Origin of the sequence: Kineococcus esterisolvens (genome assembly GCF_050871405.1) — a bacterium.
Lineage (GTDB): Bacteria > Actinomycetota > Actinomycetes > Actinomycetales > Kineococcaceae > Kineococcus.
In genome coordinates this window covers 1-21,981 of sequence record NZ_JBJLRI010000068.1, presented here as the reverse complement: position 1 = coordinate 21,981, position 21,981 = coordinate 1, and the positions used below count along the sequence as shown (strand labels likewise).

General features: G+C 74.4%; 19 protein-coding genes. 11 read left to right on the top strand and 8 right to left on the bottom strand.

The window, feature by feature from the left end:
- Positions 1-37: 37 nt before the first annotated feature.
- On the bottom strand, positions 38-1,420 hold the full coding sequence (locus ACRYR8_RS17335) for a M14 family zinc carboxypeptidase (protein ID WP_432483400.1): 1,383 nt from the start codon (positions 1,418-1,420) through the stop codon (positions 38-40).
- A gap of 192 nt (positions 1,421-1,612) precedes the next feature.
- Between ACRYR8_RS17335 and ACRYR8_RS17330 the strand changes: the two genes are divergently transcribed.
- A complete protein-coding gene (locus ACRYR8_RS17330; RefSeq protein WP_432483398.1) occupies positions 1,613-2,497 on the top strand; it encodes a DNA/RNA non-specific endonuclease in 885 nt (294 codons plus the stop codon).
- Here the strand turns inward: ACRYR8_RS17330 and ACRYR8_RS17325 are convergent.
- From ACRYR8_RS17325 to ACRYR8_RS17305, 5 genes are all read right to left on the bottom strand, one after another.
- On the bottom strand, positions 2,469-3,329 hold the full coding sequence (locus ACRYR8_RS17325; RefSeq protein ID WP_432483396.1) for an SGNH/GDSL hydrolase family protein: 861 nt from the start codon (positions 3,327-3,329) through the stop codon (positions 2,469-2,471). The two genes, ACRYR8_RS17330 and ACRYR8_RS17325, sit on opposite strands and share 29 nt — an antisense overlap.
- A 92-nt stretch (positions 3,330-3,421) precedes the next feature.
- A complete protein-coding gene (arfA, locus tag ACRYR8_RS17320; protein WP_432483394.1) occupies positions 3,422-4,939 on the bottom strand; it encodes an arabinosylfuranosidase ArfA in 1,518 nt (505 codons plus the stop codon).
- Between the two features lie 93 nt (positions 4,940-5,032).
- Positions 5,033-5,932: a carbohydrate ABC transporter permease gene (locus ACRYR8_RS17315; protein WP_432483392.1), complete on the bottom strand. Its 900-nt coding sequence runs from the start codon at positions 5,930-5,932 to the stop codon at positions 5,033-5,035.
- A 2-nt stretch (positions 5,933-5,934) separates the two neighbouring features.
- Complete coding sequence (locus tag ACRYR8_RS17310) at positions 5,935-6,897, bottom strand: carbohydrate ABC transporter permease (protein WP_432483390.1); 963 nt, start codon at positions 6,895-6,897, stop codon at positions 5,935-5,937.
- 13 nt (positions 6,898-6,910) lie between these two features.
- The gene (locus tag ACRYR8_RS17305) at positions 6,911-8,218 is read right to left on the bottom strand and encodes an extracellular solute-binding protein (protein ID WP_432483388.1); all 1,308 of its coding nucleotides are present in this window, start codon (positions 8,216-8,218) and stop codon (positions 6,911-6,913) included.
- A gap of 98 nt (positions 8,219-8,316) precedes the next feature.
- On the opposite strand from ACRYR8_RS17305, the gene ACRYR8_RS17300 reads away from it, so the two are divergent.
- Together ACRYR8_RS17300 and ACRYR8_RS17295 are read left to right on the top strand one after the other, a co-directional pair.
- Positions 8,317-9,333 (top strand): LacI family DNA-binding transcriptional regulator, encoded by a 1,017-nt coding sequence (locus ACRYR8_RS17300; protein WP_432483386.1) that lies wholly within the window; start codon positions 8,317-8,319, stop codon positions 9,331-9,333.
- A 32-nt stretch (positions 9,334-9,365) separates the two neighbouring features.
- Positions 9,366-10,328, top strand: a complete 963-nt coding sequence (locus tag ACRYR8_RS17295) for a quinone oxidoreductase family protein (RefSeq protein ID WP_432483384.1) — start codon at positions 9,366-9,368, stop codon at positions 10,326-10,328.
- A gap of 12 nt (positions 10,329-10,340) precedes the next feature.
- Here the strand turns inward: ACRYR8_RS17295 and ACRYR8_RS17290 are convergent, their stop codons facing one another.
- Positions 10,341-11,105: a VOC family protein gene (locus ACRYR8_RS17290; protein WP_432483382.1), complete on the bottom strand. Its 765-nt coding sequence runs from the start codon at positions 11,103-11,105 to the stop codon at positions 10,341-10,343.
- A 5-nt stretch (positions 11,106-11,110) separates the two neighbouring features.
- The gene (locus ACRYR8_RS17285; protein WP_432483380.1) at positions 11,111-11,335 is read right to left on the bottom strand and encodes a DUF3072 domain-containing protein; all 225 of its coding nucleotides are present in this window, start codon (positions 11,333-11,335) and stop codon (positions 11,111-11,113) included.
- Positions 11,336-11,448: 113 nt separating this feature from the next.
- Between ACRYR8_RS17285 and ACRYR8_RS17280 the strand changes: the two genes are divergently transcribed.
- The 8 genes from ACRYR8_RS17280 (at position 11,449) to ACRYR8_RS17245 (ending at position 21,837) form a co-directional block, all read left to right on the top strand.
- Entirely contained in the window at positions 11,449-12,117 is a 669-nt protein-coding gene (locus ACRYR8_RS17280; RefSeq protein WP_432483378.1) for a maleylpyruvate isomerase N-terminal domain-containing protein, read from the top strand.
- 19 nt (positions 12,118-12,136) lie between these two features.
- Positions 12,137-13,960: a methionine--tRNA ligase gene (gene metG, locus ACRYR8_RS17275; protein WP_432483376.1), complete on the top strand. Its 1,824-nt coding sequence runs from the start codon at positions 12,137-12,139 to the stop codon at positions 13,958-13,960.
- Positions 13,957-14,787 carry a TatD family hydrolase gene (locus ACRYR8_RS17270; RefSeq protein ID WP_432483374.1) on the top strand — a complete coding sequence of 277 codons (831 nt, stop codon included), beginning with the start codon at positions 13,957-13,959 and terminating at the stop codon, positions 14,785-14,787. The genes metG and ACRYR8_RS17270 overlap by 4 nt, the downstream gene beginning before the upstream one ends.
- A gap of 309 nt (positions 14,788-15,096) precedes the next feature.
- On the top strand, positions 15,097-16,257 hold the full coding sequence (locus ACRYR8_RS17265) for a resuscitation-promoting factor (RefSeq protein ID WP_432483372.1): 1,161 nt from the start codon (positions 15,097-15,099) through the stop codon (positions 16,255-16,257).
- A gap of 52 nt (positions 16,258-16,309) precedes the next feature.
- Entirely contained in the window at positions 16,310-17,161 is an 852-nt protein-coding gene (gene rsmA / locus ACRYR8_RS17260) for a 16S rRNA (adenine(1518)-N(6)/adenine(1519)-N(6))-dimethyltransferase RsmA (protein WP_432483370.1), read from the top strand.
- An 11-nt stretch (positions 17,162-17,172) separates the two neighbouring features.
- Positions 17,173-18,126 (top strand): 4-(cytidine 5'-diphospho)-2-C-methyl-D-erythritol kinase, encoded by a 954-nt coding sequence (locus ACRYR8_RS17255; protein WP_432483368.1) that lies wholly within the window; start codon positions 17,173-17,175, stop codon positions 18,124-18,126.
- Between the two features lie 59 nt (positions 18,127-18,185).
- On the top strand, positions 18,186-20,003 hold the full coding sequence (locus ACRYR8_RS17250; protein ID WP_432483366.1) for an ABC-F family ATP-binding cassette domain-containing protein: 1,818 nt from the start codon (positions 18,186-18,188) through the stop codon (positions 20,001-20,003).
- A 367-nt stretch (positions 20,004-20,370) separates the two neighbouring features.
- Complete coding sequence (locus ACRYR8_RS17245) at positions 20,371-21,837, top strand: sugar transferase (RefSeq protein ID WP_432483553.1); 1,467 nt, start codon at positions 20,371-20,373, stop codon at positions 21,835-21,837.
- The last annotated feature ends 144 nt before the right edge of the window (positions 21,838-21,981 follow it).

Genomic DNA, 21,981 nt, shown 5'->3' with positions numbered 1-21,981 from the left:
CGGCCGCACCGGCGGTGCGGCCGGGGAACCCCCGCCGTCACTCGCAGGCGACCGCCTCGCCGACCGTGAGGCCGTACTGCGCCCGCTCGTCCAGCAGCAGGTGCACCAGGTCGCGCGACTCCTGCGCGGCCGGCACGAACACCGTCCCGTCGGGCTGGGCCTCCGTGCGGATCCCCTGCAGCGCCAGCGTCTGAGCCGCGTCCGCGGCCTGCTGCGCGCTCAGGCGGTACCCGCACGGCGGGGCCAGGTCCACCTCGTCGGGGTCGGGCAGCACGTTGTCGGCACCGGCGAACGACAGCGTCGCCCGCTCCAGCGCGTTGCGGGCCGCCGAGGCCGCCGTGGCGTCGGCGATCTCCGCCCGGCGCTCGGCGACCATCCCGAGCGTCGCCCGGGCGGCGGTGACCTGCGTGTCCACGCGCCGCAGGTTCAGCAGCGCGGGGTTCGCCTCCTCCAGCGGGTTCGCCGGCGCGTTGCTGGCCTCCACCAGGATCCCCAGGCTGTGCCGCAGCCCCGCGGTGTTGCGCAGGATGCGTTCCTGGCCGTCACCGGCGCGCTGTGCCACGACGTTCCCGGCCGCGTCGTAGCGGTAACCGTAGATCCCGGTGGAGTTCCCGCCGGCCGCCACCGCCGGCAGCACGTGCTCCTCGGTGAGCTGCTGGGACAGGTCGTGCACCCGCGCGTCGACGTTCCGGTTGCGCGGCCACAGCGCGATCAGGTCGCGGTCGTAGGTTCCCGGCGTGGGGCCGTACTCGTGCAGGTCGTGCAGGACGTCGGGGCGCAGGTCGCGCTGCAGCTGCGCGAGGACCTGCGCCTCCGCGGTCTCCAGCCGCAGGTGGTCGCGGTTGACGTCCAGGCCCTGGGAGTTCTCCCGCGTACCCGCCGCCACCCCGTCGGGGTTGACGGTCGGCACGAACAGCACCGTCGTGCTCCGCAGGAACTCCGCCGTGGCCGGGTCCGTGGTGGCTGCCAGGTCGCGAGCCAGGGACAGGCAGGCCTCGCGGCCGCTGGGCTCGTCGCCGTGCTGGGTGCAGCTGAACAGCACCGAGCTGCCGAAGGCAATCGCCTCGGCGGACGCCGGTGCGGGGTCGCCCACAGCGACCAGCTGCAGCGGGCGGTCCTGAGCGGTGCGGCCGACCTCGGTGACGCTCAGGCGCTCGCTGGCGGCGTCCAGCGCCTGCAGGAACTGCTGCTCCTGCTCCAGCGTCGTCCAGGTCGCGCCGCCGGAGAGCTCGAAACCGGTGCGCAGGCCGCCGGCCACCGGTGGGCCCGGGAGCTGGCCGGTGCCGGCGTCCGGTGCGGCCGCGGCGCCGGCGCCGGAGGCCAGCCCGGCGAAACCGGTGAGGGCGAGGGTCCCGGCGAGCGCGAGGCCGAGGACGCGCGGGCGGCGCTGAGCGCGCGGGGGGCGGGTCGAGGTGAGCAAGGCGACTCCAGAGGTCGTTCCCTGTGGAAATGCTGTGGCCGGGACATGCGACCACTCCGTGGTGCTCCGGCACAAGAGCCGGCGGCGGGGAACTGCCGCTCCACCCGCGCGACACCCGCCCGTCACCCACCCGCCCCCCGGCGTCGCCCGTGGCGTCGCCCCCGTGTCGGTGGCCGGGTGCAGGGTGGGTCCATGACCTGGACGCCCGTGGCGGAGGCCGCCGCCGAGGACCTGTCCGGCAGGGCCGGGTACGACCCCGGTTTCCTGGCGCCCGGGCCGCGGGTTCCGGTGCCGCTGCCCACCGACGGCACCGACGTCGTCGTGCTGCCGTACACGCACTTCTCCGTCGTCCTGCGCCCGGACCGGCGGCTCGCAGCGGCCACCGTCGTCGCCGTCGACGGCGCGGCGCTGCGTGACGTGGACCGCGGCGGCGACCGCTGGTTCCTCGACCCCCGCGTGGGTCCCGACGAGCAGGCCGGAGCGGAGCTCTACGCGCGCAACGACTTCGACCGCGGTCACCTCGTGCGCCGCCGCGACCCCGTGTGGGGCTCGCTGGCCGAGGCGCGCCGGGCGAACTCCGACACCTTCAGCTACGCCAACGCCGCCCCGCAGGCCGCCGGGTTCAACCAGTCGCTGGAGCTGTGGCTGGGGCTGGAGGACCACGTCCTGACCCACGCCCGCGAGCACGACGCCCGCCTCGTCGTCGTCACCGGCCCGGTGTTCGCCGACGACGACCCCGAGTACCGCGGCGTGCGGGTGCCGCGGCGGTTCTTCAAGGTCGCCGGCTACCTGCTGGACGACGGCCCCGCGCTGGCCTCGGCGGGTTTCGTCCTGGACCAGACGCCCCTGGTCGAGGAGGTCGTGCGCTCGGAGGCCGCCGCGCAGCGCGTGCCCGAGCTGGGCGCGTTCCGCACCTTCCAGGTGCCCGTCGCCGACGTGGCCGAGCTGACCGCCCTGGACCTGGGGCCGCTCGTGGCCGCCGACCGCATGCCCTCCCTCGTGCCCGCCGCCTCGGCCGCCGGTGACGTCGTGCCGCTGTGGCGCCCGGTCACCGCGCCGGGGGAGCTGCTGCTCTGACCCCCTGGCCCCCGCGCGCGGCCGCCCCCGGGCGCAGGACGGGCACCGGCTCGGGCAGCTTGCCGGTGCGCTCGGCCCCCGAGGAGGTGCGCCGCAGCCGGCGCCGAACCCACGGCAGCAGGTGCACCCTGCTCCAGCGCAGGTCCGCGGCCAGCGCCTCGCGCCGGGGCACCGGCACGGCGACCGGCAGCGGGGTGCGGTAGTCCCGCTCCGCGGCGCTCAGCCCGGCCGGCACCGGCCGCCCCAGCGCGTCCAGGGCCGCCAGCGCCGCGCGCCGGTGGCCCTCCGCGGTCATGTGGATGCGGTCCTCGCCCCAGCAGCGGCGGTCCGCCACCGCCCGCAGGCCCCACAGGTCCAGCACCGCGCACCCGTGCCGCTGCGCGATCGACCACACGTGCGCGTTGAGGACCCCCACGGCGCCGCGGGTGCGCCGCAGCAGCGGAGCGGCCGCCGGGTCGGTGCTCGTCGCGAGCAGGACGGCGGCGCCGCCGGCCCGCAGCCGCCGCACCGCGTCGTCCAGCACCTGCGCCAGCGCGTCCGGGTCCGCCCGCGGGCGCAGCAGGTCGTTGCCGCCGCCGACCAGGCTGACCAGGTCCGGGCGCAGGTCCAGCGCCCGCGGCACCTGCTCGGCCACGATGCGCGGCAGCAGCCGCCCGCGCACCGCGAGGTTGGCGTACTCCACGACCGTCCCGTCCTCCTCGCCCGCCGCGGCCAGGTGCTCGGCCAGGCGGTCCGCCCAGCCCCGGTACCCACCGCCGGGGCGCTCGTCGACCATGCCCTCGGTGAAGGAGTCCCCGAGAGCGACGTACCGGTAGGTGCCCACGGGCACCATGCTGCCCCGCCGGGCGCTGGACGCACCACGGCCTCCCCGCGGGTGCGCGGGGAGGCCGTGGTGGGTGGGCTGCGGGTGCGCAGCCGGGTGGTTCAGGCCTTGGCGACCTGCACGACCGCCCACGACAGCGGCGGCAGCACCACGGTCGCCACGCCGTCGACGATCGAGACGTCCTGCAGGGGGCGCAGGCCGACCTGGTCGTGCGAACCGGTCGCGTTGGTGGTGTGCCGGTCCTGGCCCTCGGTGGCTGCCAGCACCTTGGCGTTGACGACCTTCGAGACGTCGAAGCCGCGCAGGGAGACCTCCACGGAGGCCGCCTCGGACTGGTCGCGGTTGACCAGGAACAGCGACACGGTGGAGGTGTCGTCGTTCCAGGTGGCGCTGGCGTCCACGACGTCGACGTCGCCGAACTTGTCGGTCTCGTACTTGTCGGACGTCGTCGCGACCCGCAGCACGTCGCCGGTGGCCAGGTGGCGCATCTGCTCGAACGGGTGGGCGATGGTCTGCTTCCACGCCTCCCCGCCCGCCTCGCTGCGCAGCAGGCCGATGACGTTGACCAGCTGCGCCTGCGCGCCGATGGTGACCCGGTCGGCGTGGCGCAGCAGCGAGTTCAGCAGGGTACCGACGACGACGGCGTCGGTGATGGAGTACTCGTCCTCGATGACGCGCGGGGCGACGTCCCAGGGCTGCACGCCGGGGGCGTGGTGGGGGCGCGACTGGTACCAGACGTTCCACTCGTCGAAGGAGATGTTGATGCGCTTGTTGTGCTTGCCCTTGGCGCGCACCGCATCGGCGGTGGCGACGACCTGGTCGATAAACAGGTCCATGTCGACCGCCGAGGCGAGGAAGCTGGCGGCGTCGCCGTCCTTCTCCTCGTAGTAGGCGTGGCAGGAGATGTAGTCGACCGCGTGGTACGAGAGGTCCAGGACGGTGGACTCCCACTCGCCGAACGTCGGCATCGAGCGGCTGGAGGAGCCGACGGCAACCAATTCGATGTCCGGGTCGATGGAGCGCATCGCCATGCCGGTCTCGGCGGCCAGCCGGCCGTACTCGTGCGCCGTCTTGTGGCCGGTCTGCCAGGGCCCGTCCAGCTCGTTGCCCAGGCACCACAGCTTGATGTCCAGCGGGTCCTTGGTGCCGTGCGCGACGCGCAGGTCGGAGTACTTCGTGCCGGAGTTCAGGTTCGTGTACTCGAGCAGGTTGCAGGCGTCCTGCAGGCCGCGGGTTCCGAGGTTGACGGCCATCATCGTCTCGGTGCCGACCTTGCGGGCCCAGGAGTCGAACTCGGCCAGGCCGAACTGGTTCGTCTCCACCGAGCGCCACGCGCGGTCGATGCGCCGGGGGCGCTCCTCGCGCGGGCCGACGGAGTCCTCCCAGTCGAAGCCGGAGACGAAGTTGCCGCCGGGGTAGCGCACGACGGTGGGGGCGAGCTGCTTCGTCAGCTCCAGGACGTCGCCGCGCAGGCCGTCCTCGTCGGCGGTGGGGTGGTCCGGCTCGAAGATGCCGGTGTACACGCAGCGGCCCATGTGCTCCACGAAGGAGCCGAACAGTCGGTGCGGGACGGGGCCGACGGTGAAGGCGGGGTCGAGGGTGAGGCGGGCGTTGCGCACGGGGGTCCTTCCTGGGGCTGTCGTGCGGGGTGGTGGGGTGGAACGCAGGGAAGGGCGCGCGGTCGCTGCCGCACGCCCGTCCCGGTCAGGGTGTCACTGGCCGCCGAGGCCGGTGGTGGCGACGCCCTTGATGATCTGCCGCTGGAACAGCATGAACACGATGATGAGGGGCAGGCCCGCCAGGATGGCCGAGGCCATGACCTGCGCGTAGCGGATGCCGAAGGTGCTCTGCACCGTGACCAGGCCGACCGGCAGGGTCATGAGGTTCGGGTCCGAGGTCACGATCAACGGCCACAGGAAGTTGTTCCAGGCGCCGATGAACACGAAGATCGCGACCGCCGCGATGATGGAGCGCGACAGCGGCATGATGATCTGCCAGAAGATGCGGAAGGTGCCGGCGCCGTCCACGCGGGCGGCCTCCTCGAGCTCCTTCGGCACGCCGTCGAAGAACTTCTTCAGGATGAACACCATGGCCGGTGCGACCAGCTGCGGCAGGATGATGCCCCAGTAGGTGTCCACCATGCCCATCACGATGAGCTGCTTGTACAGCGGCACGATGAGGATCTGCGGCGGCACCATGATGCCGGCCACGGTCAGGGCCAGCAGGAAGTTCTTGCCGCGGAAGGAGGTGCGGGAGAACCCGTAGGCGGCCAGCGCCGAGACGGTCACGGTCAGGACCGTCACGGCGATCGCGACCACCGTGGAGTTGACGAACCAGGTGATGAGGTCGTCGCTGCCCAGGACGGACCGGTAGGCGTCCAGCGTGAACCCGGACTCGGGGATCCACTGCGGCGGGACCGCGGTGGTCTCCGCCTCGGGCTTGAGGGAGGTGTCCAGCGCCCACAGCAGCGGGGCCAGCCACAGCAGCGAGACCACGACGAGGCCCGTGACGAGCAGGGCCCGGATCCCCAGCGGGGCCTTCGGCCCGCGCGAGTCGCTCGGGCTGGAGGGGCGACGGCCGGACGTCGCCCGCGACGGTGCGAGGGTCGCCATGGTCACTGTCCCTTCCGGTTGGCGCTGCGACGGTTGGTCAGCCAGAGCTGCCCCAGCGACACCGCGATGATGAGGAGGAAGAAGAAGTACGAGATCGCCGAGGCGTAGCCCAGCCTGTAGTTCACGAATCCGGAGTCGTAGACGTACTGCAGGATCGGTGCCGCTGCGCCCTCGGGGCCACCGGTGCCGCCGGCCCACAGGATGTAGATCTGGTCGAAGACCTTCAGCGACGCCAGGACCTGCAGGATGACCACCAGGCCGGTCGTGCGGCTCAGCAGCGGCAGCGTCATGGACACCAGCCGGCGGAACGGGCCGGCGCCGTCGATGGCGGCCGCCTCGTAGATCGACTCCGGGATGGCCTGCAGCGCCGACAGGTACAGCAGGAAGTTGAAGCCCACCGTCCACCAGACCGTGATGATCACCGTGGACAGCAGGGCGACGTTCGGGTCGGTCAGCCAGCCCACGGTGGGCAGGCCCCACTGCGCGAGCGTGTTGTTGATGAAACCCAGGTCGTTCTGGAACAACCACTGCCAGATGAGCACGACCGTGGCCACCGGCAGCAGGAACGGCGCGAAGAACGAGAAGCGCCACAGCCACTGGCCGCGCACGCCGGACTGCACCAGCAGCGCCATGCCCAGGGCGACGACGACGAGCGGGATCGTGCTCATGACGGTGAACAGCAGGGTGTGGCCCAGCGTGCGCCACACCTGGGAGTCACCGAGCAGTTCGGCGTAGTTGTCCACCCCGACGAACTGGGCGGGCTTCCCCGCGAGGCTGACGTCGAAGAAGCTCATCCCCAGGCCGTACAGGACGGGGATGATCGTGAAGAGGGCGTAGACGACGAGGAACGGCAGGACGAACCAGAACCCGCCCCGGTTGGTCGTCAGGCTGTTCTTGGGGACGCGGTCGTCCAGCGGCCGGGCGGGCCCGGGCGAGACGGTGGACGTCGTCGTGGTGGTGGCCATGTCGGTGTCCTCCTCAGACCGGGCTCGGGGTGGCGAGCTGCTTGTTCAACCACGCCTCGAGCTGGTCGACGGCTTCGTCGGGCGTGATGCTCTGCAGGTGCAGCGCGGCCAGGACCTGGCCGGCCTGCCCCATGAGGGAGGACCCCGAACCGGAGAAGTACGCGTCCGGGTCGAAGGCGATCTTCTCGGCCGCCCCGCGGTAGTTGGACTGCGGCGTCAGCGCCAGGTACTCCTGGGACTCGCTGACCGGGCCGTAGGCGGGGATGTGCCCGCCCTCGCCCCACGAGAGGGAGTTGTTCAGCGCCGAGGCGACGAAGAGGTAGGCGTTGCGCCGGCTCTCCTCGTCCAGGTCGCGCTGGCGCGGGAGCACGAAGCTGTGGCCGTCGCCGCGCACCGCCGCGGTGCCGTACAGCTGGGGGAACTCCTGCATGGAGAAGGGGGTGCCCGTGGTGAGGAAGGTGCTGACCTCCCACTCGCCGGTCAGCAGGAGGCCGGCCTGGTTCGAGCCGAACACCGCGATGGCGCCGGCCGCGTCCGCCGTCTGCGAGACGACCTCGCCGTCGGTGAACTCCTGCATGAAGGTGAGGACCTCGACCATCTTGGCGCGGTCGAACTGCGCGGTGCCGCCCGGGGGCAGTTCCAGGGTCCCGCCGTTCTGGCTGTACAGCGTCCAGAACAGCATCCAGTTCACGAAGGCGTCCGCGGCGGCGTAGGCGATGCCGTTGCCGCCGGTGACCTCGGCGCAGCGCCGGCCGAACTCGATGAGGTCCTGCGGGCTGGTGAGGGGCTTCAGGCTCCCGTCGGCCTCCAGCAACCCGGCCTGCGCGCAGATGTCCGTGTTGTAGAACAGGACGAAGGGGTGCGAGTCCAGCGGGACGGCGAACAGGTCCCCGTTCACGGTGGCCTTCTGCCACAGGGGGGCGGGGAAGTCCGCCTCGGTGATGCCCAGCCCTGCCAGTTCGTCCAGGTCGAACGGCTCCAGCAGGTGCTCGGCGAACGTGGGCAGGCGCGACAGGTGCATGGACGCCACGTCCGGCGGCCGCCCGCCGGCCGCGGCCATCGCGAGCTTGGTGTAGTACGGCGAGCCCCACGCCAGCGTCGTGGCCGTCACGTCGACCTCGGGGTGCTCGGCGCGGAAGGCGTCGACCAGACCGATCATGCGCAGGCCGTCGCCGCCGGCGAAGAAGTTCCAGTACTGCAGGGACGACTCCGTGCCCACCGCCGTCAGCGGTGTGGCGCAAGAGCTCAGGACGCCCGTGCCCGCCAGTCCGGCAGTCAGAGCGGTGCCGCGCAGGAACGCGCGGCGAGATGGTGCGGTCACCCTCGACCTCCTCCTTGCAACGTTGGAAGAGAAGGTGCCACGGCATCGACCGCAGGTCAAGCCGCTCGGGCGGTCGCGGAGTGTGCCACGATCGGCACATGCCAGCGACCCGAGCGACGACGCTGAAGGACGTCGCCGCGGCGGCCGGCGTCTCGATCAAGACGGTCTCCAACGTCGTCAACGACCACCCGCACGTCCGCCCGGAGATGCGCGAGCGGGTCCGCGCCTTCATCGAGCAACTGGACTACCGGCCCAACGGGATGGGGCGGCAGCTCCGCCAGGGCCGCAGCGGCCTGATCGCGCTGGCCATCCCGCACGTCACCAGCCCCTACTACGGCGAGCTCACCAGCGCCCTCGTCGACGCCGCCCGCAGGCGCGGGCTGACCCTCCTCGTCGAGCAGACCGACGCCGACCCCGACCGCGAGCGCGAGGCCGCCGAGGGCTTCGGGGTGCGCATGGTCGACGGGCTGGTCTTCGTGCCCCTGAACATCCCCACCGGGGTGCTCGCCGAGCGGCGCGACCGGACCCCGGCGGTGCTCATCGGCGAGAACGGCGAGGGCGCCGACGCCGACCGCGTCACCATCGACTCCGTCGCCATCGGGGACCTGGCCACCACCCACCTGCTCGAGCGCGGCCGCCGGCGCATCGCGTTCCTCGGCGACAAGGACGCGGAGCGCTCCCCGGTGCTCGCCCAGCGCGTCGCCGGCTACCGCAGGGCGCTGCAGCGGGTCGGCGCCGAGGTCGACCCCCGGCTCCTGCAGCCGACGCCCGAGTGGGAGCGCGGGCACGGTCACGACGGCACGGTCGAGCTGCTGGCCGCCCGCCCGGACGTCGACGCGATCTTCGCCGCCAACGACCTGCTCGCCTTCGGTGCCCTGCACGCCCTGCGCCGCCTGGGGCGCCGCGTGCCCGAGGACGTCATGGTCGTCGGGGTCGACGACGTCGAGGAGTCGCGCTTCTGCGCGCCCACCCTCACCACCGTCGCCATCGACCGCACCTCCGTCGCCGAGCAGGCCCTGGCGCTGCTGGCCGAGCGGCTCGACGGTCTCGACGTCCCGCCGCGGGCCCTCACCGCCGAGCACCGCCTCGTGGTGCGGGAGAGCACCGGCGGCTGACGCCCCGCCCGGGTGTCGGGCAGGATCGCGGCGTGCGAGCCGTGCAGATCACCGCCACCGGCGGCCCCGAGGTCCTCACCGTCGCCGACCTGCCCGAGCCCGAACCCGGCCCGGGGCAGGTCCTCGTGGCCGTCGAGGCGGCCGGCGTGAACTACGTCGACACCTACCGCCGCGGCGGGGTGTACCCGCTGCAGCTGCCCGCGGTGCTCGGCAGCGAGGGCGCCGGGCGCGTGCTGAGCGCCGGGCCGGGCGTCGAGGGGTTCGAGCCCGGGCAGCCGGTCGCGTGGAAGGAGGGGCCGGGCAGCTACGCCGAGCGGGTGCTCGTGGACGCCGCCGAGCTGGTGCCCGTGCCGGACGGCGTGGACGCCCGCACCGCGGCGGCAGTGCTGCTGCAGGGCCTGACCGCGCACTACCTCGCCACCGACACCTTCCGCGTCACCGACGGCACCTGGACGCTCGTGCACGCGGCCGCCGGCGGGGTGGGCCTGCTGCTGACGCAGGTCGTGCGGCTGCGTGGCGGTCGGGTGCTCGCCACCACCTCCACCGAGGAGAAGGCCGAGCCGGCCCGCGCCGCCGGCGCCGAGGAGGTCGTGCGCTACGCCGACGCCGCCACCCGGGCCCGGGAGCTCACGGGCGGCCGGGGTGTGGACGTGGTCTACGACGGCGTCGGGAAGGACACCTTCGACGACAGCCTGAGCGCGCTGCGCCCGCGCGGCCTGCTCGTCGTCCACGGCGGCTCGTCCGGCCAGGTGCCGCCCTTCGACGTGCAGCGCCTCAACGCCGCCGGCTCGCTGTTCCTGACCCGGCCCACCCTGGCGTCGTACGTGCAGGACCGCGCCGAGCTGCTGGCGCGCACCGACGAGCTGTTCGGCTGGGTCGCGGACGGGCGCCTGGACGTGCGGATCGACGGCACCTACCCGCTGGAGCAGGCCCGTGGCGCGCACGAGGACCTCGAGGCCCGGCGCACCACCGGCAAGCTCCTGCTGATCCCCTGACGGGGCAGGGGATCAGCCGCCCCGTCCGGACAGCACGCAGAACTCGTTGCCCTCCGGGTCGGCCAGCACCACCCAGCTGACCCGCGGGTGCTGGCCGACGTCCACGGGACGGGCACCGGCGGCCCGGGCCTCCCGCACCACCCGGTCCTGCCCGGGCGGCGGGGAGGTGGGGCGCACGTCCAGGTGCCAGCGGTTCTTCACGGAGTGCGGGGTGGTGGTGCGCACGAACTCCAGGTACGGCCCGCGGCGGCCGTCGCGCAGCGCCGCCACCGACGGGCCCCACCGGGTCTGGCGCCAGCCGGCCAGCGGCGCCCAGAACTGCGCCAGCTCCTGCGGGCGCAGGGCCTGGACGACGATCGCCGCCACGCGCCCGCACCCCTCGTACTCCGGCCGCGGGTCGAGGACGCAGAACTCGTTGCCCTCCGGGTCGGCCAGCACCACCCACGGCACCTGGCCCTGCCCCACGTCGGCGCGGCGCGCGCCGCTGTCCAGCAGGAACTCGACCGTCTGCCGCTGGTCGGCGGGGGAGGAGGTGTCCAGGTCCAGGTGCACGCGGTTGGGGCCGCGCTTCGGCTCGCGCACCGGCACGAACACCAGCGGCACGCCCGCCTCACCCTCGGGCGGGTCGACGTCCACCTCCTGGTCGTCGGCGTAGCCGGGGCGCCAGTCCAGGGCGCGGGCCCACCAGCGCGCCAGCGCCGGCGGGTCGGCCGCGTCGACCGTCACCGAGGCCAGCCGCGCCCCCGCGCCGGGCGCGGGGGCCGCAGCGGGCGCCACGGCCGCTACTGCCCGCGGCCGGTCTGCCCCTGCAGCTCGTCGATGAGCTCGGAGGCCTGCGCCTTGGTGAGGTCCTCGGGCAGGTCGCGGCCCGCCTCGCGGGCGAGGGTCTGCAGGTAGCTCTTCTGGGGGCCGGTCATCGGCTCGTCACCGGTGACCCACGTCTCGGGGTCCTTCTCGGCGTTCTGCGTCGGGTCGGGGGCCTGGTCCGCACCGGTGTTCTCGCTCACGGACCAGACGCTACGGCCACGGTGCGACACGCGCCCGGCGAGCGCGCACCGGCCGTTGATCACGACCGCTACCCTCGCACCGCACCCCCGCCGGCCCGACCCCCGGGAGAGCAGTGCCCACCCAGCCCGCCGCGACCGGCCCCTCCGAGCAGCACCCGCACCCCGGTGACGTCCTGGCCGCCGCCCGGGCCCTCGCGCCGCTGGCTGCGCGCGCCGACGACGACGAGCGCTGGGAGCGCCCCGCCGCCCCGACCCGGTGGAGCGCCGCGCGCTGCGTCAGCCACGTGGCCGACGCGCTCCTGCTGTACGCGGGCCTGGTGGCGACCCGCGCCACCGGCCCGCGCCCCCCGCTGCGCGAGGGCCGCCCCGCCGTGCCCGGCGAGCAGCTCGCCGACGTCGCCGGGGCCGCCGCGGTGCTGGCCGAGGTGGTGCGGGGCCTGGGCGGCGGGCGGGCCTGGCACCCCAGCGGGCTGGCCGACGCCGCCGGCTGGTGCGGCATGGCCGTCACCGAGGTCCTCGTGCACGGCAGCGACGCCGCGGGCGCCCTGCAGGTGGACCTGGAGCTGCCCGCCGCGGTGTGCGAGCGCACCGTGCGCCGCGTCTTCCCGTGGGCCGCACCGGCCCTGGGGGTGACCGACCCGGCGGCGGTGCTGCTGGCCGTCACCGGCCGGCGCCCCCTGGAGGGGGTCGAGCACGAACCGGACTGGTGGTGGTGGTCGGCGCCGCTGACCGAGTGGGACGGCACCCCCCGGCGCCGCACGCGGGCCCCGCACTGGAGGTAGGGCGCCCTAGGATCGGGCCATGACCCACGTCCTGTCCGCGGTGGCCTGGCCCTACGCCAACGGCCCCCGCCACATCGGCCACGTCGCCGGCTTCGGCGTCCCCTCCGACGTGTTCAGCCGGTACATGCGGATGGCGGGTCACGACGTCCTCATGGTCTCGGGCACCGACGAGCACGGCACGCCGATCCTCGTGCAGGCCGAGCAGGAGGGCGTCAGCCCCCAGGAGCTGGCCGACCGCTACAACCGCGTCATCGCCGAGGACCTGCACGGCCTGGGCCTGGCCTACGACCTGTTCACCCGCACGACCACGCGCAACCACCACGCCGTCGTGCAGGAGATGTTCCGCACCGTGCACCGCAACGGGTACATGGTCGCGAAGAAGGGCATGGGGGCCATCTCGCCCTCGACCGGGCGCACGCTGCCGGACCGCTACGTCGAGGGCACCTGCCCGATCTGCGGCTTCGACGGCGCCCGCGGCGACCAGTGCGACAACTGCGGCAACCAGCTCGACGCGATCGAGCTGAAGCACCCCCGCAGCCGCATCAACGGCGAGACGCCCCTGTTCGTGGAGACGGAGCACTTCTACCTCGACCTGCCGGCCGTCGCCGACGCGCTGGGTTCGTGGCTGCAGACGCGCGCGGAGGCGGGGCGCTGGCGGCCCAACGTGCTGAAGTTCTCGCAGAACCTGCTGCAGGACCTCAAGCCGCGGGCGATGACCCGCGACATCGACTGGGGCATCCCGGTGCCGCTCGCCGGCTGGGAGGACAACCCCGCCAAGCGGCTGTACGTGTGGTTCGACGCCGTCATCGGCTACCTGTCGGCGTCGGTGGAGTGGGCTCGCCGCACCGGTGACCCCGATGCCTGGCGCGCCTGGTGGACCGACCCGTCCGCCGAGTCGTACTACTTCATGGGCAAGGACAACATCACCTTCCACTCCCAGATCTGGCCCGCCGAGCTGCTGGCCCACGACGGGAAGGGCGCGAAGGGCGGTGAACCGGGCGCGTTCGGCGCGCTGAACCTGCCCACCGAGGTGGTGGCCAGCGAGTTCCTCACCATGGAGGGCAAGCAGTTCTCCTCCAGCCGCGGCGTGGTCATCTACGTGCGCGACGTACTGGCCCGCTACCAGCCGGACGCGCTGCGGTACTTCATCTCCGCGGCCGGGCCGGAGAACAACGACGCCGACTTCACCTGGCAGGAGTTCGCGACCCGCACGAACTCCGAGCTCGTCGCCGGCTGGGGCAACCTCGTCAACCGCACCGCCAGCCTCATCGCCAAGAACGTCGGTTCCATCCCCGAGCGCGGTGAGCTCACCGACGCCGACCGGGCGCTGCTGGCCACCACGTCCGCCGGCTTCGGCACCGTCGGCGGGCTCATCGAGGCGCACCGCCAGCGCGGTGCGGTCGCCGAGGCGATGCGCGTGGTCGGCGAGGTGAACAAGTACCTCACCGAGCAGGAACCCTGGAAGATCAAGAACTCCGACCCGGAGCGGATGCGCTCGGTGCTGCACGTGACCGCGCAGGCCGTCTCGGACTGCCGCACGCTGCTGTCGCCGTTCCTGCCGCACTCGGCGCAGGCCGTGCACGAGGCCCTCGGCGGCACCGGCACCGTCTCGCCGATGCCGCAGCTGCGCGAGGTCACCGACCTGGACGACCCCTCGCGCTCGTACCCGATCCTCACCGGCGACTACCGCCGCGGGGCGGGGGAGGGGGCGACGCTGCCGGAGTGGGGCCCGCGCCCCGTCGTGCCCGGCACGCCCGTGGCCGCGCCGAAGCCCGTCTTCACCAAGCTGGACGTGGCGGCCGTGGTGGAGGAGGAGACCGAGCGCCTCCGCTCGAAGCTGTGAGCCGCCGCGGCGAGCGCCCACCGGCACCCGAGCCCCTGCCGGTGCCGGTGGCCGACGACCACACCCACCTGGACCTCGAGGCCACCGCGGAGGAGGTCGCCGAGCTGCTGGCGGCGGCCGCCGAGGTGGGCGTGCCCCGCTCGGTGCAGATCGGCTGCGACCTGCCCGCCGCCCGCTGGACCGTCGAGGCCGTCGACCGCCACCCCGAGCTGCTGGGCGGGGTGGCGATCCACCCCAACGAGGTGCCCGCCCTCGCCGGTCGCGGCGAGCTGGGTGCTGCGCTGGACGAGGTGCGCGAGCTCGCGCGGCACCCGCGCGTGCGGGTGGTGGGGGAGACGGGTCTGGACTTCTTCCGCACCCCGCCGGAGCAGTGGCACCTGCAGGAGGAGTCATTCCGGGCGCACATCGCGATGGCCAAGGAGCTGGGCCTGGCGCTGCAGATCCACGACCGCGACGCCCACGACGCGGTCCTGCGCGTGCTGGCGGAGGAGGGCGCGCCGGAGCGCACGGTGTTCCACTGCTTCTCCGGTGACGCGGCGATGGCGCGCACCTGCGCCGACGCCGGCTACTACCTCTCCTTCGCCGGGACGGTGACCTTCAAGAACGCCGAGCCGCTGCGCGAGGCCCTGCGCGCCGCGCCGCGCGAGCGGATCATGGTGGAGACCGACGCGCCCTACCTGACGCCCGTGCCGCACCGGGGCCGGCCCAACGCCGGCTACCTCGTGCCGCTGACCGTCCGGGCGATGGCGGAGGTGCTCGGTGCCGACCTGGAGCAGCTGTGCGCGCAGCTGGCCGCGACCACGGAGGACGTCTACGGCCCCTGGTGAGCTGCCTCACACCGCCGGGCCCCGCGACGGGGCCCGGCGGGTCCGCGGAGGGCTCTGGAACCCGCTGCGCCGCACCGGCGATGACGGCGGGTGACGGGGCGTCCACCGGCCGGCCCCTCGAAATCACTGTGAGTGATCACGCTTGAGCGATCACGGGAACTTGTCGAAGTGGTCTCGACGCGGTTACGTTCCCGCGGAGTCGGCCGGATCGAGCAGGCCGGGCGCCACGACCGACGTGGGGGACGGGGGTCCCCCTCACACCGGCCCGCGCCCGAGCTCGTGCCCGGGAAGCACGTCGAAGGATCCCTCGTGCAGTTGCGCAACCTCCTCCCCGCCACGTCCCGCACCGTCCGGATCGCCGTCGGGAGCACCGCCCTCGTCGCCGTCGTCGGCGGGACCGCGGCCTTCACCGCCCTCGACAAGGACGTCACCCTCGACGCCGACGGCGCCCGCACCGAGCTGAGCGTCTTCGGCGGCACCGTGGCCGACGTGCTGGAGTCCGAGGGCATCGAGGTCGGCCCCCACGACATCGTCGCCCCCTCCGCCGGCACCGAGGTCGCCGACGGCACCGACATCGTCGTGCGCTACGGCCGCCAGCTCACCCTCACCCTCGACGGCGAGCAGAAGACCTACTGGACCACCGCCCGCACCGTCGACGAGGCCCTGGCCGACCTCGACGTGCGAGCCGACGGCGCCCGGCTGTCCGCCTCGCGCTCCCAGGCGCTGGGCCGCGACGGCCTCGCGCTGGACGTCGTCACCCCCAAGAACGTCGTGGTCGTCGCCGACGGCCAGGAGCGACCGGTCACCACCACCGCCGCCGACGTCGCCGCCCTGCTCACCGAGACCGGCGTGAGCGTGCGCCCCGGCGACGAGGTCTCCGTGGACACCGCGGCGCGCGTCACCCCCGACCTGCGCGTGCAGGTCGTGCGGGTGGACCGCTCCCAGAGCACCGAGCAGGTCGCGATCGCCCACGGCAGCCGCACCGAGCGCACCGACGCCCTGTACGAGGGCGAGCGGAAGGTCGTCGCGCAGGGCGTGGACGGCTCCAAGACCGTCACCTTCGACGACGTCTTCCGCGACGGCGTGCGGGTCGCGCACGACGCCGTGGGCGAGACCGTCGACGTGCAGCCCGTCGAGGAGGTCGTGCAGGTGGGCACGAAGGTCAAGCCCGCCCCGGCGCCCGCCCCCGCGGCGAGCAGCTCCTCCTCCGGCGGCGGCTCCGTCGGCGGCGGCGTCGACTCGCTGAACTGGAGCGCGCTGGCGGCCTGCGAGTCCGGCGGCAACCCGAGCATCGTGTCCGCCAGCGGCAAGTACCACGGCCTCTACCAGTTCAGCGTCGCCACCTGGCGCTCCGTGGGCGGCAGCGGCCTGCCCAGCCAGGCCTCGGCCTCCGAGCAGACCTACCGGGCCAAGCTGCTCTACCAGCGCGCCGGTGCCGGACAATGGCCCGTGTGCGGCAAGCGTCTCTGAGAACCACCACCGGCCCGGGCGTCCCGGCGAGCAGCGCGACCACGGTGCCGGCGTGTCCCTGCTGACCGCCGGCGACGTGCGCGAGCTCGCCGGGCGCCTGGGCGTGCGGCCGACGAAGACCCTCGGGCAGAACTTCGTCGTCGACGCCAACACGGTGCGCCGCATCGTGCGGGTGGCCGGCCTCGAGCCCGGCGACGTCGTCGTCGAGGTCGGCCCGGGCCTCGGCTCGCTGACCCTGGCCCTGCTGGAGGTCGTCGACCGCGTCGTCGCCGTGGAGATCGACCCGGTGCTGGCCGCGGAGCTGCCCGCCACCGTCGCCGCCCGCGCCCGTCCCGGCACCAGCCTGGAGGTGGTGCTGGCCGACGCCGTGACCGTCACCGACCTGCCCGGCCCGGCGCCCACAGCGCTGGTGGCGAACCTGCCCTACAACGTCGCCGTGCCCGTGCTGCTGTCGATGCTGGCGCGCTTCCCCTCCCTGCGGCACGGGCTGGTCATGGTCCAGTCCGAGGTCGCGGACCGCCTCGTGGCCGGCCCCGGCAGCCGCACCTACGGGATACCGAGCGTCAAGACCGCCTGGTACGCGCAGGCCCGTCGCGCCGGCGCGGTCCCCCCGCCCGTCTTCTGGCCGGTGCCGCGCGTGGACTCCGGACTGGTCGCCTTCACCCGCCAGCCCCCGCCGCGGACCACCGCCACGCGCGAGGAGGTCTTCGCCGTCGTGGACGCCGCCTTCGCCCAGCGCCGCAAGACCCTGCGCGCCGCCCTCGCCGGCTGGGCCGGCTCGGCGCCCGGTGCCGAGCGGGCCCTGCGCGCCGCCGGGGTCGACCCCGCCGCGCGCGGTGAGCAGCTGGACGTCGCCGCCTTCGCGCGGATCGCGGCGCACCGGCCCGTCGGCGGCACGCCGTAGGGTCTGACCCCGTGCTCAGCAGCTCCGCGCAGGTGGCCGTCACCGCCCGCGCCCCGGCCAAGGTCAACCTCCTGCTGGAGGTCGGCCCGCGCCGCGACGACGGCTACCACGACCTCGTCACGGTCTTCCAGGCCCTGGACCTGACCGAGGACGTCACCGCCACCGCCGCCGACGGCTTCTCCGTCGAGGTGGAGGGGGCCGGGGGCGTCGACGTCACCGGGGTGCCGCTGGACGAGCGCAACCTCGCCCTGCGCGCCGCCCTGCTGCTGGCCGAGCGCGCCGGCGTGCGCGGCGGCGCCCGCCTGACCGTGCGCAAGGGCGTGCCCGTGGCCGGCGGGATGGCCGGCGGGTCCGCCGACGCCGCCGCCGCCCTGGTCGCCTGCGACGCGCTGTGGCGCACGCACCTGGGGCTGGAGGCGCTGGGGGAGCTGGCCGCCGAGCTGGGTGCCGACGTCCCCTTCTGCCTGCACGGGCGCACCGCCGTGGGCACCGGCCGCGGCGACCGCCTCGTGCCCGTGCTGACCGCCGCCCCCTTCCACTGGGTGCTGGTGCTCGCCGGCCGCGGGCTGTCCACCCCCGCGGTGTTCGCCGAGTGCGACCGGCTGCGGGAGGTCTCGGGGGAGCCCGTGCCCGAGGCCGACGCCGGTGAGCGGCTGCGGGCCGTGGAGGCGGCGCTGCGCACCGGGGACCCGGCCGCGCTGGCGGCGGCCCTGGCCAACGACCTGCAGGAGGCCGCCTGCTCGCTGGCGCCCGAGCTGGTCGGCACCCTCGCCGCCGGGGCCGAGGCCGGAGCCCTGGCCGGTCTCGTCTCCGGCTCCGGGCCCACCGTCGCCCTGCTGGCCGCCTCCGCGCCGGACGCCCGCCGCCTGGCCGCAGCCCTGCGCCCCGCCCTCGGCGAGCGGGTGCGCACCGCCACCGGCCCCGTGCCCGGCGCCCGCGTGCTCGAAGCCGTCCGCGCGCACTGACGTCCGCGGCCCCCCGTCCGCCCCGCCCGATCCGCCCGACCCACCCCTGGAGGAGCACCGTGCCCGCAGCCAACCTGGTCAGCGCCGAGGCCCTGACCGTCGTGCACGGCTCGCGCACGCTGCTCGACCGCGTCTCGATCGGCGTGTCCGAGGGCGACCGCATCGGCGTCGTCGGCCGCAACGGCGACGGCAAGTCCACCCTGCTGCGGCTGCTGGCCAAGGAGCAGGAGCCCGACGGCGGCCGCGTCACCCACACCGGTGGTCTGCGCATGAGCATGCTCGCGCAGGCCGACGCGCTGCCGCCGGCGACCACCGTGCGCGAGGCCGTCCTGGGCGACCTGCCCGAGCACGCCTGGGCCTCCCAGCCGCGCGTGCGCGACGTCGTGGCCGGCCTGCTGGGCGACCTGGACGCCTCCGACGTCGGGGGGCTGGACACCGCCGTCGGCACCCTGTCGGGCGGCCAGCGCCGCCGCGTCGGCCTGGCCGCCCTGCTGGCCGCCGACCCGGCCGGCGAGCTCCTCGTGCTCGACGAGCCCACCAACCACCTCGACGTCGAGGGCGTGGCCTGGCTGGCCCAGCACCTGCGCACCCGCTGGGCCCCCGGCTCCGGCGCACTGCTCGTCGTCACCCACGACCGGTGGTTCCTCGACGCCGTCTGCGAACGCGTCTGGGAGGTCCACGACGGGGTCGTCGACCCCTACGACGGCGGCTACGCCGCCTACGTGCTGACCCGCGCCGAGCGCGCCCGCGTCGCGGCCGTCACCGAGGAGCGCCGGCAGAACCTGCTGCGCAAGGAGCTGGCCTGGCTGCGACGCGGCGCACCCGCCCGCACGAGCAAGCCGCGCTTCCGCATCGACGCCGCCAACGCCCTCATCGAGGACGTGCCGCCGCTGCGCGACTCCGTCGAGCTGGCCCGCATGGCCACCACGCGGCTGGGCAAGGACGTCGTCGACCTCGAGGACGTGTCGCTGTCCTACGGCCCCAAGCGGCTGCTGGACCACGTGACCTGGCGGCTGGGTCCCGGCGACCGCGTCGGCGTGGTCGGCGTCAACGGCGCCGGCAAGTCCACCGTGCTGGGGCTGGTGAACGGCACGGTGCAGCCGGACGCGGGCCGGGTCAAGCGCGGCAGGACCGTCGTCGTCGCCACGCTCTCGCAGGAGGTGCGCGAGCTCGACGAGGTCGGGGAGCTGCGTGCCCTCGAAGCCGTGGACAAGGTCGCCAGCCACGTGCGGCTGGGCGACCGCGACGTGCCCGCCGGGCAGCTGCTGGAGCGCCTGGGCTTCACCGCCCAGCGCGCCTGGACCCGCGTGGACGACCTCTCCGGCGGTGAGCGCCGCCGCCTGCAGCTGCTGCGGCTGCTCATGGCCGAGCCCAACGTGCTGCTGCTGGACGAGCCCACCAACGACCTGGACACCGACACCCTCGCCGCGGTCGAGGACCTGCTGGACGGCTGGCCGGGAACCCTCGTCGTGGTCAGCCACGACCGCTACCTGCTCGAGCGGATCACCGACCGGCAGGTGGCGCTGCTGGGCGACGGCACGGTGCGCGACCTGCCGGGCGGGGTGGAGGAGTACCTGCAGCGGCGGGCCGCGGCCAAGGCGGCCCAGGCCGCCGCCCCGGTGGGCGCGGCGGCCGGTGCCGCGCAGCGCCCGGCCTCCGACGGTGCCGCGGTGCGCGCCGCGCGCAAGGAGATGGCCCGCGTGGAGCGGCAGCTGGACAAGCTCGCCCGCACCGAGGAGCGGCTGCACGCCGAGCTGGCCGAGCGGGCCACGGACCTGGCCGCCGTCACCGAGCTGGACGGGCGGCTGCGCGCGGTCGCCGCCGAGCGCGAGGAGCTGGAGCAGGTCTGGATGGAGGCCTCCGAGCTCGTCGAGTGAGCCGGCCGCCGGACAGGTGGCTCCGGGCCGGGCCGGGCCGGGCCGGGCCGGGCCGGTGCGGGCGTTGCCCCGAACGGGTGACGTCCCCCCGCGCCGTGCGTGGTTCCGGGCGTGTGCGGCGCGTCAACCCTTGCACCGTCCGGGTGGCGTTCCCCTACGCTGTGCGGGGCCGCGCGGTCCCATGGGGGTGTGACCGCGCACGTGGCCAGGCCGGTGAACCCCGGCGATCCGATCGAGTCCAGGGGGGACTTTGAGCATCAGCGACGCGCCCGGATCCAGGACCGCTCCCGGTGAGCTGGAGGACCAGCTCCTGGGCACTTCACCCGCGGACGAGCAGGCGGACGCCGTCAGGCGCGAGCGCCTGCTCGTGCCGCAGCAGCGAACCGCGATCGGCTTCCCCGAACGCACGCCTGCGTGGCAGCGCAACTACGTGCAGAAGATCATCGCGCTGGACGCCGGCGTCGCCGCCTTCGCCGCCTTCGTGGGGTTCTTCGCCCGCTTCAACGGCCGCCCGGTCGACCTGGCGGTCACCTCCGGCCGCGCCGTCGTGGCCTGCGCCGTGCTGCTGCCGGTGATCTGGGTGATGGCCATGGGGGCCTTCCGCACCTACGAACCGCGCTTCCTGGGGGTCGGCTCGGAGGAGTTCCACCGCGTGCTGTCGGCGGCGCTGGCCGTCGTGGCCCTCGTCGGCACCTCCTCGTGGGCCTTCGGCCTGGACGTGGCCCGCGGCTACGTCGTGGTCGCCTTCCCGATCGCCACCGTGCTCACCCTCGTGGTCCGGTACGCGGTGCGCCGCCGCCTGCACGAGCGCCGGACCCGCGGCGAGGCCGGGCAGACCGTGGTGGCGGTGGGGCACCGCGCCGCCGTCGCCGGCATGGCCCGCCAGCTGCACCGCGCCTCCTACCACGGCATGCGCATCGTCGGCGCCTGCGTGCCCGGCGGCCGGGGCAGCGCCGTGGACGACGCCGAGCTGACCGAGCTGGGCATCCCCGTCATCGGCAGCCTGGAGGAGGTGCGGCACGCCGTCACCAGCGTCGACGCCGACGTCGTGGCCGTCACCGCCTGCCCGGAGCTCGACGGTGCCGCTCTGCGGCGCCTGGGCTGGGAGCTGGAGGCCACCCGTGCGGACATGGTCGTCGCCCCGGCCCTGACCGAGGTCATCGGCCCGCGCGTGGCCATCCGGCCCGTGTGCGGCCTGCCGCTGCTGCACGTGGAGCGCCCCGAGCTGGTCGGCGTGCGCCGCCTGGCCAAGACCACCGTCGACCGCACGGCCGCCGCCGTGGCCCTGGTGCTGCTCAGCCCGCTCCTGCTGGCCGTGGCGGTGCTCATCAAGCTCGACAGCAAGGGGCCGGTCTTCTTCAAGCAGCAGCGCGTCGGCAAGGACGGCAAGCTCTTCCCGATGTTCAAGTTCCGCTCGATGGTCACCGACGCGGAGAAGCGGCTCATCGACCTGCGCGAGTCCACCGACGGCAACGGCGTGCTGTTCAAGATGAAGGTCGACCCGCGCATCACCCGCGTGGGCCGCGTCATGCGCCGCTACTCCGTGGACGAGCTGCCGCAGCTCATCAACGTGCTGCGCGGGGAGATGTCGCTGGTCGGGCCGCGCCCGCCGCTGCAGGCCGAGGTCGACAAGTACGGCTACGACATGCGCCGGCGCCTGCTGGTCAAGCCGGGCCTGACGGGTCTGTGGCAGATCAACGGCCGCTCGGACCTGGACTGGGACGAGTCGGTGCGCCTGGACGTGCGCTACGTCGAGAACTGGTCCTTCACGTTCGACTTCATGATCCTGTGGAAGACGGCCGGAGCGGTCCTGCGCGGTCGCGGCGCCTACTGACGCCACCCGCACGACACGGCGACGCCCCCCCCCCCCCCCCCGGCGGGGGCGGCGCTGTCCGGGCCACGACGCTAGCCGACGCCCGGGGGCTCACTCCTCCCGTGCGGCCACACCGGTGACGCGGTGCACCGAGAAGGTCCGCAC